The organism is Erwinia papayae (assembly GCF_058241465.1).
Window position 1 is genome coordinate 491,242 of sequence record NZ_JBZCHT010000013.1, and the last position, 13,092, is coordinate 504,333.

The 13,092-nt window shown below is 50.6% G+C and carries 8 protein-coding genes and 1 pseudogene; 4 read left to right on the forward strand and 5 right to left on the reverse strand.

The window, feature by feature from the left end; all coding sequences use genetic code 11:
* Window positions 1-3: 3 nt before the first annotated feature.
* From AC3RPL_RS18495 to yihI, 3 genes and pseudogenes are all read right to left on the reverse strand, one after another.
* On the reverse strand, window positions 4-1,617 hold the full coding sequence (locus AC3RPL_RS18495) for a peptide ABC transporter substrate-binding protein (RefSeq protein WP_490742090.1): 1,614 nt from the start codon (window positions 1,615-1,617) through the stop codon (window positions 4-6).
* Window positions 1,618-1,850: 233 nt separating this feature from the next.
* Window positions 1,851-3,219, reverse strand: a pseudogene (hemN, locus tag AC3RPL_RS18500) (oxygen-independent coproporphyrinogen III oxidase).
* A gap of 250 nt (window positions 3,220-3,469) precedes the next feature.
* Window positions 3,470-3,994, reverse strand: coding sequence for a Der GTPase-activating protein YihI (yihI, locus tag AC3RPL_RS18505; protein ID WP_490741093.1), 525 nt, complete (start codon window positions 3,992-3,994; stop codon window positions 3,470-3,472).
* Between the two features lie 697 nt (window positions 3,995-4,691).
* On the opposite strand from yihI, the gene AC3RPL_RS18510 reads away from it, so the two are divergent.
* The 3 genes from AC3RPL_RS18510 to AC3RPL_RS18520 all read left to right on the forward strand — a co-directional run bounded on the left by AC3RPL_RS18510 (window position 4,692) and on the right by AC3RPL_RS18520 (window position 10,786).
* Window positions 4,692-6,719 carry a glycoside hydrolase family 20 zincin-like fold domain-containing protein gene (locus AC3RPL_RS18510; RefSeq protein WP_490741094.1) on the forward strand — a complete coding sequence of 676 codons (2,028 nt, stop codon included), beginning with the start codon at window positions 4,692-4,694 and terminating at the stop codon, window positions 6,717-6,719.
* A gap of 40 nt (window positions 6,720-6,759) precedes the next feature.
* On the forward strand, window positions 6,760-8,331 hold the full coding sequence (locus AC3RPL_RS18515) for an MFS transporter (protein WP_490741095.1): 1,572 nt from the start codon (window positions 6,760-6,762) through the stop codon (window positions 8,329-8,331).
* Window positions 8,332-8,407: 76 nt separating this feature from the next.
* Window positions 8,408-10,786 (forward strand): glycoside hydrolase family 3 N-terminal domain-containing protein, encoded by a 2,379-nt coding sequence (locus AC3RPL_RS18520; protein WP_490741096.1) that lies wholly within the window; start codon window positions 8,408-8,410, stop codon window positions 10,784-10,786.
* 64 nt (window positions 10,787-10,850) lie between these two features.
* On the opposite strand, the gene AC3RPL_RS18525 is transcribed toward AC3RPL_RS18520, so the two are convergent.
* A complete protein-coding gene (locus AC3RPL_RS18525; RefSeq protein ID WP_490741097.1) occupies window positions 10,851-11,813 on the reverse strand; it encodes an NAD(P)-dependent alcohol dehydrogenase in 963 nt (320 codons plus the stop codon).
* Between the two features lie 295 nt (window positions 11,814-12,108).
* Here AC3RPL_RS18525 and AC3RPL_RS18530 point away from each other — a divergent pair, with 295 nt between their 5' ends.
* A complete protein-coding gene (locus tag AC3RPL_RS18530; RefSeq protein ID WP_490741098.1) occupies window positions 12,109-12,816 on the forward strand; it encodes an oligogalacturonate-specific porin KdgM family protein in 708 nt (235 codons plus the stop codon).
* 27 nt (window positions 12,817-12,843) lie between these two features.
* On the opposite strand, the gene AC3RPL_RS18535 is transcribed toward AC3RPL_RS18530, so the two are convergent.
* Window positions 12,844-13,050 carry a hypothetical protein gene (locus AC3RPL_RS18535; RefSeq protein WP_490741099.1) on the reverse strand — a complete coding sequence of 69 codons (207 nt, stop codon included), beginning with the start codon at window positions 13,048-13,050 and terminating at the stop codon, window positions 12,844-12,846.
* Between the last annotated feature and the right edge of the window lie 42 nt (window positions 13,051-13,092).

Consider the following 13,092-nt stretch of genomic DNA (forward strand, 5'->3'; position numbering starts at 1 on the left):
GACTTACTTGCGCAGATAAAGATCCTTCAGGTAGTAAAAGCCCAGGGTTGACGGCGCGAACCCGCCCACTTCAGGCTTAACCAGCCGGTTTTGTACCCCGTAAAAAACCGGGATGACCGGCGTATCCCCGGCGATGATATCACTAGCCTTCTGGTAGTATTGCCCTGCTTCTTTTGGTGTTGAAGCTAACCCCGCCGACTTCACAGCAGCGTCAAAAGCGGCACTGCCATACATGGATGTGTTCTGGCTGTCGCCACTACGGAAAGTATTCAGGAAGGTCGAAGGCTCATCGTAGTCTCCTATCCAGGTGTAACGCACCAGGTCATACTGCCCCTGGTGCATGGTATCCAGCATGGTTTTCCACTCCTGGTTTTGCAGTTCAACCTGCGCGCCCAGCGTTTTTTTCCACATTGATGCCGCAGCAATAGCCAGGCGACGATTATCGTCCGAGGTATTGTAAAGCAGACGGAAATGCAGCGGATGCGAAGAGGAGTAGCCCGCCTGCTTCAACAGGGCCTGCGCCTTTGCAACTCTTTTTTCCTGCGTCCAGCCTGCCCATTCCGGCGGCGTTAAGGTGATGCCACCCATTGAAAGTGGCAGAACCGTCCATGCAGGCTTCTGCCCTTTGCCCATCACTTTGCTGGCGATGACTCCCTTATCAAGGGCCAGATCCAGCGCCTGTCGCACCCGCACATCATTGAACGGCGCGCGCCGGTTATTAAATTCGTAATAAAACACGCTCAGTACCGGGGTGCTGTGGATCTCCGCCGGTTTCTCTTTTTTCATCCGTGGAAAATCAGTGGAGGTAATGGTGTCCGTGATGTTGATTTCACCCGCCAGATAGCGGTTCAGTTCCGCCGTACCATCGTTGAGTGGCAGGTAAGTCGCACGATTAATCACCGTATGCGCATTGTCCCAATAGCGGTCATTGCGACTGACCACAATTTTTTCATTCACCACCCACTGATCTAACTTGTACGGGCCGCTGCTGACCATATTGCCGGGACGCGGCCAGCTGTCACCAAACTTCTCAACGTTGTGCTCGCTGACCGGAAACAGTGAAGGGTGCGCGACAAACTGAAGAAAATAGGAGACAGGCTGGTCAAGTGTCACTTTAACGGTGTGATCGTCCGGGGCGGTGATGCCCAGTTGATCAGGTGCGACTTTCCCCCCTGTGACCTCTACCGCATTCTTAATGTGAGCGTAGTTAGCGAAGGAGGCGTAAGGAGAGGCCGTTTTCGGATCGGCCAGACGGCGCCAGCTGAACACCACGTCCTGTGCGGTCAGTGGACTGCCATCTGACCAGGTCAGACCGGGGCGCAGATGAAAGGTCCAGGTAATGTTATCCTGCGTTTCCCATGAAGAAGCCAGGCCGGGCCGGGGTTTTCCGTCCGCACCGATGCTGACCAGCCCTTCAAACAGGTCATTAATAACGTTAAAAGCTTCATTGCTCTCTGCCCGCTGCACATCCAGCGTGGCAGGCTCAGTACCATTTCCCCTGATGATTTCCTGCGCAGCCGCCAGCTGTGTCCCGGCTGGCACCTGTGCAGCACTGGCTCCCACGCCGAACGCCACCAGCAGAGAGGCAGCGGTCCGGTAAAATGCTCCCGCACTCATTGTTTTCATGAATTTTCCTTTCAGGTAAGTGAAGAGTTCAGGGCACGCGGCGGTGCCCAACGAAAACAGATGCAAATGATGCGCCACAGATAAAAGTGGCCCGTCATGCGGGATAAGAAAAGGAGTACCGGCGAATAATGCGCGCTTAGTGCCTCACTGCTTCATTTGGGTGCATTGCCGGGTGCTGTTTTACCGCCGGAAGCCGCCAGAAATGAGACGCTGGCGGCGGCGGTTCAGATAACCCGTGAAAACTGCTGCACAGGCGCTTTTTGCCGCAGATAAATATCAAAACACATGCAGATATTCCTGACCAACAGCCGTCCTTTAGTCGTTACACGCAGACCTGTCTCCACTGATTTCCACCAGCCCGTCGGTTATAAACGGGCGCAACAGGAGTAAATCCTGCGCAAAATAGTCAGTGAAATGCAGTGCGCCGAGAGAAAAATCAGCGAAGTTCAGTGAAAAGTTACACATCAACGCTTTGATCACTTCCCGCCGCAGACAGTCATCATCGGTCAGACGCAGCCCACGCCACAATGCGCTCTGCTGCCGTTCCAGCGCTGCGTGCCAGCTTTTTAACACCTTCTGATTCTGCGCATAGCTGTCTCCCACCATGCTGATTGCGGAAACGCCCATGCCGAGAAGGTCATTGCCGCCCTGGGTGGTATATCCCTGGAAATTACGGTGCAGCCGCCCTTCCCGCTGGGCAATCGCCAGTTCATCATCAGGACGGGCAAAGTGATCCATGCCAATAAACTGATAACCCGCTGCGGTAAGCGAGGTGACAGACTGTTGCAAAATGGTCAGCTTCTGATCGGCATCAGGCAGGTCGGCTTCTTTGATTTTTCGCTGGGCAGCGAACAGATGAGGCATATGCGCATAGTTAAAGACGCTGAGGCGGTCAGGTATCAGCGCAATCACCTTTTTCAGGGTGAACGCAAAGCTCTCCGGCGTTTGCATCGGCAGACCGTAGATCAGGTCCAGATTGACAGAAACAAAACCCAGTTGCCTGGCCCGCGCAATCAGCCCGACAATCGCCGCTTCGTCCTGAATGCGATTGACCTTCTCCTGAACATCCTTATTAAAGTCCTGTACCCCCATGCTGAGGCGATTAAAGCCGACCGACCACAGGTGGTCCAGCATATCCGGTTCTAATTCTCTCGGATCAATTTCAATCGATACTTCAGCATCATTGCTGAAGTTAAAATGCTGGCGCAGCAAGGTTGTCAGCCGGGTAATCTGCGATTTATTCAGCCAGGTCGGCGTGCCACCGCCCCAGTGCATCTGCGTGACGGTGCGATTGCCAAACAGTCTGGCACGGGAGACGATCTCCACCGCCAGCGCCTCAAGGTAGTCATCCGCTTTATGTTGTTGTCGCGTCACCAGCTTGTTACAGCCGCAGAAATAGCACAGCCGGTGGCAGAACGGGATATGTATATAGAGAGACAGCGGGCGATTGGGATAGCGCTGGCTGGCCTGAAAAAATGCCTGCTCATCGTAATCTTCGTGAAATTCCAACGCGGTAGGATAGGAGGTGTAACGGGGACCAGAGATATTGTATTTCTCAATCAGCGCCTGATCCCATTCAATCGTCTGCACCACGAGGTTCACTCCTTCTGAGAGTTCTGGATGCCGACCGTCGGCGGAAAGCAGACGGTCTGGCTGACGGATGACCGGCCATTCTGCGCAGGCGTTTTTTCAGCCCTGACAGACGTTTTATCTTAACCAACATCCAGAGCAGCCCGCAGAGCAAAATCAGCAGGTAAATTGATCCAGGCCAATTCATCAGCAGAGAACCCTCAACAGACGAGGTGCCATAATGGCACCCCGATCATTTTTGTTGCCGTCAGACTCAGTTAGCGCCCTTCAGCAGACGGTACATATCCTCTTCCGCCTCTTCATCCTCAACGTCATCATCCAGTGCGATACCCAGCTGTTCCATCAGCACGTCAATACGATCAAGGGTTTGATCCAACCAGGCCTGATCTTCCGATTTCAGCGTTTCACCGCTTTCCAGCCGATCCAGTAACGCATCCAGTCGTGGATCATTTTCCAGCTTCGCCAGTTCTTCTTCTGGCGTCAGACGCGGCGCTTTTTCCGTGGCAGGCATAGCTTTGCCAAGTTTAGCCACTTTGGTTACTGGGGCGACGTCTGCTCCGAGAGCAACAGGCTTTTTACTGCCATGCCGGGGATCTTTCGCTCTGGCGGTCTGGCCAGACTTGTTTTCAGCCGTGACCGGATTCGCACGGCTGCCGGAAGCGTTACCGCGCTGTTTTTTTTCACGCTTACGATCGCGCGCCTCACTGTTAATTTGATCGCGCGTTTTACGTTTTGCTGCCGGCTTTTTGCCGTGGGGCGCACGTGCAGGTTGCTTCATTATTTCTGCTCTCAGACTCTTTATCTTCACTATAAAATGCGGCGCAATATGGAATGAATTTTCCAGATAGTTAAACGCCAGGAGGCGGAACGCTGTCCGAATGGCGCGCTCTCAGCAGGCACCAAACCAACCCTGGTCGTCAACCGGGCTGCGCGGTGCCGATCATAGCACTGATTCGTCATGGCAGAAGGGGGCAGACACAGAAAATCATGCAGAAAATACCGAATTCTTAATCAGACATCATGCCAGTCAAAACCATAGCCCACAGCTGCAGGATATTATCAGGTTGCATTTTCAGATAGAAAATTTATTTCCGCTCAGATTTGTCTGATCAGTTGCATCTTGCTGAACGGCATATTGACTGAAACGTTAAAAACGCGCTTCGTCGACCCAATTTCAGTCAGTTATTTTCCTGGACTTCACTGGCAGAATTCATTGAATGCATTGTTACTGCCATCAAAAAGCGTAACCGTTATTAAATTTTCTTTTTTTCTTAATAAGAAGCCATGCTGGCTGATTATAATTTTTTACTTTCCTGATATTAAAATATCAAAGACGACTTCGATCACATTTAATACCGCCCTCTGATCAACACTTTGATCACTCTCACATAAGTTAATAAACACAAAGCCGAAATAAAAAAACATAACATCGGATTATTTATATCGCGTGATATACCTGACGTAAAGGAGAAATGATGATGACTGAATTCAACGCCCCTGATATTGCGACTCAAAGCCACCGTGCCTGGTTACCGGAAACCGAAGATATCCCTCATTTGCTCAGCGCATTTTTGGGTGAAATAAGCGTTGTCTCCCTGCCAGCAGGTCATGATCCGCTGCTGCAAACGCTGAGGAAAGAAATCAGTCACGCTTTTATCGTTACCTCTGCCGATGATCAGCATGGCTCCGATGCCAGATTACGTTTCTTATTGCAGCAGGATGCGGATGCGGATTGCGAAGGATTCACCCTGGCAGCCACCCGAGAAACCATTACGGTGCAGGCATCCACCGCACGCGGGCTGCTTTATGGCTGGTTCCATCTGCTTAAGCGGCTGATGACTGACACCCTGAAGGCGGGTGATCGGATTAAGGAAACACCGGCCATGCCGATTCGCATGATTAACCACTGGGATAACATGGATGGTTCGATTGAGCGTGGTTATGCCGGCCACTCACTTTTTTTTCATAATAATCAGTTCATTGAAAATAATGACGCCAGGCTGAATGCCTGGGCCAGACTGTTAGCCAGTGTCGGCATCAATGCTATCGCGATTAACAATGTCAACGTTCACCATTATGAAACACAGTTGCTCACCCCAACTTTTCGCCAGCCATTAAAGCGCCTGGCGATGCTGTTCAGCCAGTGGAGGATCAGCCTGCATATCAGCATTAATTATGCCAGCCCGATTGAACTGGGCGGGCTCAGCAGCGCCGATCCGCTTGATCCCCAGGTTCGCCACTGGTGGCGTGACTGTTTTGCCAGCCTGTGGCAGGACATTCCTCAACTGGGTGGCGTGGTAGTCAAAGCCGATTCTGAACACCGGCCAGGCCCTTTTACCTATGGCCGCACTCATGCCGATGGTGCCAATATGCTGGCAGAGGCTCTGGCACCCTTTGATGGAGTGGTGTTCTGGCGCTGCTTTGTCTACAACTGCCTGCAAGACTGGCGCGACAAGAAGACGGATCGCGCCAGGGCCGCTTACGATAACTTTGTCACGCTGGATGGGCAGTTTCATCCCAATGTCATTTTACAGATTAAAAACGGTCCGATGGATTTTCAGGTCCGTGAGCCTGTTTCTCCTCTGCTGGGAGCAATGCCCGCCACCAGCCAGGTGCTGGAACTGCAAATCACCCAGGAGTACACCGGTCAACAAATCGACCTGTTCTGGCTGGTGCCGCAATGGCAAACCATTCTGGCGTTTAACACCCACCTGACCACCAGCGATGCCACCGTTGCCGGACTGATGAGCGGGAAAGGGCGCAAGGTTGCGCATTCTGGTATTACCGCCGTGGTCAACGTTGGGGATGATGCTAACTGGACCGGCCATCCGCTGGCACAGGCCAATCTGTATGGCTATGGTAACCTGCTGTGGTGTCCGACGCGGCCTGCCTCAGAACTGGCGCGGGAATGGTGCATTCTGACGCTGGGCAAAACACCCCAGGTTGTTGATACCGTCTCTGAGATGCTGTTGACCAGCGGTGACACTTATGAAAAATACACCGCCCCGCTCGGAGTCGGCTGGATGGTTAACCCTCATCATCACTACGGCCCCAATGTGGATGGCTACGAGTATGATCTGTGGGGAACTTATCACTATGCCGATCGCCACGGTCTGGGGGTGGATCGCACACTGGCAACAGGCACCGGATTTACCGGTCAGTATGCTGAAGCTAACTGCCGTCTTTATGATTCAGTCGACAGCTGTCCTGATGAACTGGTTTTGTTTTTTCATCATTTGCCTTATCAACACCGACTGAAAAGCGGAAAGTCGATTATTCAGCATATCTACGACACCCATTTTGCAGGCGTTGAGGAAGTGGAAGGTTTCTGTCATCGCTGGCATGAACTGGCCGATTTTATTGATCCTGATATTTTTTCCTGCGTCAGTGAAAGACTCAGCAGACAATATAAAAATGCCTGTGAATGGCGTGACCGGGTAAATACCTATTTTTACCGCAAGTCTGGAATCAACGATATCCAGGGAAGGGTCATATACAAATAAAAAAACCTGTATGTGAAATCCACTATATGGAGTAAAGGAAATGAAAGATGAAGCCTCTCTGTCCGTAAAAAAATATATAGGTTATGGCGTAACGGATATGTTCAGCGGCGGTGTATTTGCGCTGATCAGTGCCTGGTTACTCTACTTTTATGTAACATTTTGCGGCCTTACCCCAATTGAAGCCGGATCGATATTATTTATTGCCAGGATACTCGACACCATTATTAGTCCGGTAATGGGTTATATAACAGATAACTTTGGCCATACAAAACTGGGTAAGAAATTTGGTCGTCGACGTTTTTTCCTGCTGCTTGGCTGTCCACTGATGGCGATATTCAGCCTGATGTGGATCGACAATATGGGGTATTTTTACTATCTGACAATTTATCTGCTGGTTGAAATTCTGGCCGCGATGATAATCATTCCTTACGAAGCGCTGGCTTCTGAGATGACCAGCAATTACGGACAGCGGACCAGGCTTTCTGCGGCAAGAATTATTTTTGGCGGGCTGGGTACTTTTCTCGCCACCTTTATTCCAGGACGCCTCTTTGCATTATATGGTAGCGGCTCGGCAAAGGTTTTCTTTGCCACCGGCGTGGTGTTTACCCTGATCTCAATGACGGTGATTTTTATCACCTGGCTGTCAACCTGGGAACGCCCTGCGGAACCACAACAAACACGCAAGGTGAAGAAAAAAGACGGTTCGCTGTTATCGCAATTAAAGCATGTGTTTACCGATTTATTCTCCACGCTGCGGGTCAGATCGTTCCGCCAGCATCTGATGATGTATATTTTTTCATTTACCGCCATGGATATGCTTAGTGCGGTTTTCACCTTTTATGTGGTGTTCGCGCTGAATCAGAATGCCACTCTGGCGGCGAATCTGATGTCGGTTGGCATTTTCTGTTTTGGCTGGGTCAACGCGCTGTTCGCCTGGGGATTTATCCGTTTTACGCCGAGCAGGATGCTGCAACTCTGCTATTCAATGGTCATCCTTTGCATGCTGGGTTACACCGCTTTTTACTTTTATCCCAGCCACTGGATGTTCCCGGCGCTGTACATCATTTCATTTATTTATCAGGTATTTAAAGGCGGCTATGTCTACCTGTCATGGAATATTTATCCTTTTATTCCGGATGTGGATGAAGTCATGAGCACCAGACGGCGTGAAGGCGTATTTGCCGGCATGATGACCTTTGTACGAAAAAGCACCCTGGCTATCTCAACCCTGTTAATTGGCTTTCTGCTGCAAATGAATGGCTTTGTATCCAACAGTCAGAGTCAGTCGCAACAGGCAATCGATACGATCGTGGGTATTGTTTCCATCGGTTCCATTTCCATGCTGGCTGGCTGTTTATTTATCTCCTTCCGTTTCCGACTGAATAACCACAACCACCAGTTGCTGTTGCTGGAGATTGCCCGCCTGAAAGCGACTGATGGTGACAAAACCGGGGCCTCTGCGGAAACCCGCGATGTGCTGGAGCAACTGACCGGCTATCCCTATGAAGCACTGTGGAACCCCGGAATCATCAGCGGAAAAGTAGCGAAACGTAGCAACAATCACCTCAGCACGTCGTTAAACGTTGAGGAAAACCCGCTGGAAAAACATTAAGGAAAAGCCTGTTTTCTTGCCAGCGGCGACGGCTGCGGCTGGCATTTTCTGCTGTTTTAATGATGAGGTTGTAGAGATGGAATGTCGTTATCAGGATCCCACGCTCCCCGCCGGAGAACGCGCTGCCGATTTGCTGGCGCGCATGACGCTGGACGAAAAAATTGCTCAAATGCATGCCTGGTGGCTGACCATCGGCGAAGACGGCACGGTTAGCGAGCGAAGTGATGTCAGCGATGCTTTCAGCCATCGCAAAGACGCCTCCTCTTTTGAAGAACGCCTGTTACTGGGTGTGGGTCAGATTACACGCCCCTTTGGTACACAGCCGGTTGATCCGCAGCAAGGCTATCACGCGCTTAACCAGCTCCAGGCGCGTATTATCGCCAGCAACCGCTTTGGTATTCCGGCGATGTTCCATGAAGAGTGTCTCAACGGTCTGATGTGTGCCGGCGCAACGCTGTTTCCTTCAGCGTTGAATATGGCCTCCAGCTGGCATCCTGAGCTGGTGAAAAGGGCTGCACACTGGATTGGCGAGGAAGTACGCAGTATCGGTTGTCATCAGGGACTGGCACCGGTGCTGGATGTTTCGCGTGATGTCCGCTGGGGACGCACTGAAGAAACATACGGGGAAGATCCCTGGTTAGTCGGGGTTATGGCCACCCGATTTGTGCAAGGGTTACAGGGCGAAAAACGTGATTTGCTGGCAACGTTAAAACATTATGTCGCCCACTCTTTCAGTGAAGGAGCTCGCAACCATGCCCCGGTCCATCTGGGATTTAAAGAGCTCAACGATATCTTCCTGTTGCCGTTTGAGATGGCGATTAAGCAGGCAAATGCCGGATCGGTAATGCCTGCTTACCATGATATTGATAATCAGCCCTGTCATAGCGATCGTTTCTTACTGACTGAGTTGTTACGGGAGCGCTGGGGATTTGACGGTTTGATCGTGGCCGATTACGGCGGCGTCAGCCTGCTGCATCAGCATCATGGGGTGACCGAAGGTCATGCCGAATCAGCTGCGGCGGCATTCAATGCCGGGCTGGATATTGAGTTGCCCAAAGATGACTGCTGCCGTTTTATTGGCGAGGCGCTGGAACGGGGTCTGATTACCAGGGAAAAAATCGATGAGATCGTGGCACGTATCCTGAAAGAGAAGTTTCGCCTTGGGTTATTTGAACAGCCCTTTATACGCCGTGACCAACCGGCTTTCCAGTCAGACGAGGCCAGAGCGGCGGCTTACGATGTGGCGGTTGAGTCAATTATCTTACTGGAGAATCGTAACCTGTTGCCGTTATCAGCGCCTGACCTCAAGCGGGTGGCGGTAATCGGCCCAACCGCTGACGATCCGCTGGCGTTGCTCTCTGGTTACAGCTTTCCGGTCCACCTGATACTTAATGCAACCACCACAACCGCCAGCCAGGTCACCACTCCACTTTCCGCACTGCGTCAGCAGCTGCCGGACTGCCAGATTCAACATGCACCCGGCTGCTATATTCTGCAACAACGTCAGGCTGGCACCCCCGTTTTCCCCGGCGATGTGGGTAAAGCGATGAGTACCTCTCCGGTGTCATCCGATACCCGCCTGATTGCTCAGGCTGTCGATATCGCCCGCGAAAGTCAGCTGGCAATCTGTTTTGTCGGCGACCTGGCCGGCCTGTTTCAGAGCGGGACGGTGGGAGAGGGTTCAGACACCGGTTCCCTGTCGTTACCGGGTGTACAACAACAATTGCTGGAAGCCGTGGTGGCGACCGGGGTGCCGGTGATGGTGGTGATGACCAGTGGGCGTCCCTATTCGTTGCAGGGACTTGAAGAAAAAGTGGCAGGACTGATGATGGCATGGCAGCCAGGTCAGGAAGGGGGACGGGCAATTGCCGACCTGTTGCTGGGTAAACGGGCACCTGCCGGGCGTCTGGTGCTCTCTGTTTCGGACCATGCCGGGGCGATGCCCTGTTTTTATAATCACAAAATGAAAAGCAGTGGTACGCCGGTAGCATTTCATTTCCCTCCCCGTTATCCCTTTGGCTACGGACTGAGCTGGAGTCGCTTCGCATGGCATTCGCCACGGCTGGAGCGCAAACATTTTGAGATGCAGGACATCATTACCGTCACTCTGACAGTAGAAAATCAGGGGCCGCAGGCAGGCGTCGAAGTGGTTCAACTTTATGTCCGCGATAAGGTTGCTTCACTGGTTCGTCCGCTTAAAGAACTGAAGGCTTTTGCCAGGCTGGAGTTACAGGTTGGGCAGCAGGCCGACATCAGCCTGCAACTGCCGACAGACATGCTGAGCTTTACCACTCATCAGCATCAACGTTGTGTCGAACCCGGTGACTTTGTGATTATGTTAGGACGCTCGGCCGAAGATATTCTGTTCAGCGAAACCATTACGCTTGCGGGCGAAAACTGGCTTCCGGGAGAGAACTGGCGCATGGAGAGCCACACCATCATCAGCTACCGCTGACCGTTTGTCCGACAGGGATAATCTGTCGGCATCTGGTCAAAAAGTAATGACTATTTTCATCTCTTCAGGATGGCCTGCTGCGGCTTATCAGCGCATCGACCGGTAGTTTTCCCCGACTCAGTAAGCGCAGGGTACGGGGATAGCAATTGACATAGCGGAACAGGGTTTTAAAAGTGATTTCTTTCGCCTGCGCAGCAACAATATCCATTGGTGCAGTTTCAACCGGCATCCCCACCAGCACAACTGTAGCTCCCGGAGAAGCATATTCAGGCAGCGAGCCCAGAGCTGGAAGCGCTCCACTGCATTCGAAAATGACGTCCGCGCCCTGCCCGTCAGTCAGGTGGGCCACTTCCCTCGACAATGCGCCGGAAGCTCTGGCATTCACCCCATGCAAACCAGGGTAATGATGGATAAAGGCCAGCTTCTCATCAAAAACATCACTGACAATGACATCGCTACAGCCCGCAGCCAGCGCAGCAACAGCGGTCATCATTCCAATTGGGCCTGCGCCCGTCACCAGCGCAATATCTCCCGGCTTAATACCGGCCTGACAAACGGCATGAACGCCCACCGCCAGCGGTTCGACCATTGCTCCCTGGGTAAAAGAGACATTGTCAGGAAGTTTATAAGTTAACGCCGCAGGATGGATGACGCTTTCGCGCAAACAGCCATGTACCGGAGGGGTGGCCCAGAAGCGTACGGAGGGATCGAGATTATAGCGGCCAACCCGGCTTTGCCAGGAAGAGAAATCCGGTATTCCCGGCTCCATACATACCCGATCCCCGCAGCACAGATGGCGAACATTTTTGCCTGTCGCAGTCACCACGCCAGCGGCTTCGTGCCCCAGAATCATTGGTTTATCGACGATGAAGGGGCCAATTTTACCATGTTGGTAATAATGAATGTCGCTACCACAAATCCCAACCGCTTTTATTTCTATTTGTACATCGTTATCTCCCAGCACTTCATCTGGCACAATATCGCGTAGAGAAATATGCTGTTTTTGTTCAAGGACTAATGCTCTCATAAATTTCTCACTTTCTTTATGGAAAAAATAATCATCCTGTATTTACCGGGATATCCGCACTCTTTACTGCAAGTCATAAAACAATATCAGCACAATATTGTGACATGAATCACTTCGTAATTATCTTTACGAAAAACATGAGAGAATTCACAAAAGTTATTTTTTACGCAGCGGAAGCAAAAAAAATTAATCTGTTCATTAATTTTTTCTCGTTATTATTTTAGCACCACCATGGGCATGCACACTTCAGAAAGGAATCTGTTTTATTCATAATTTAAGGGAAAAGGATAATGATATGAAAAAACTAATGATGAGAAGCATACTGGTAATGACAGGAATAACCAGCGCAACTAATGTGATGGCCCTGGAGTTTACTTCACCTGCTCTGGATTTTCGCGAAGCCTGGATGTCTGGCAGTAAGATGTTTCAAACCAAATTGCAAATATCGACCGTAATCGAAAAGAACGTCTATTTTTCTTATCAGAACACCATAAATCATGGCAAGGACTTTTCTCAATTTAAAAATAACTACTCTGAAATAGAGATGGCATATAATATTCCGGTTACGGATAAATTTTCCATTATTCCTGATGCTGTCTTTAACTGGGGGCGCAGCGGGACTCATATTGATCCTTATCTGAAACTGGGCTATCAGCTGACACCCGACATTGGGCTTATGGCTGGCTATCGCTATTACCATCTCAATTATAAATCGGTAAACCTCGACGGCGACCAACAAAGAAATGACAGTCATGAGTATGATTTGTGGTTCAACTGGCAGGTAACTGACAGGATTTTCTTTAACTATAATCCGGTATATCTGCATAAAGTCGGCAATTTTTACTATGGCAATAACAAAAAATCGATGTGGCAGCATACGGTCTATTTCAATTATCGCTACGACCAGCACTGGTTGCCTTATATCGATCTCTCCGATCTCGGACGTGCCGGAAATGGAGAGAAAGAATATCGTATCAGGATGGGTATTCGTTACAGTTTCTGATTTATTCAGAAGCGATATAGCACTACGTTATTGAGAGCTGACCATCATCTGTTTAGCAAAACGTTTAGCTGCCTGTGTCTCTTGATTATCAGACGTGGTCTGGCAGTAAATACCTTGCTGATTTATAACCCATTGCTGCGTTTCTTGCTGATCTTCTGCGAAAGAAGTTGCTGGCAAAAACATCATTGTTGCAGTGAATGCCGCAACGGCCAGTAAACCTGACTGCATTGTCATAATAATTCTCTCCATTACAACTGATAATTATTTTGATTGCCG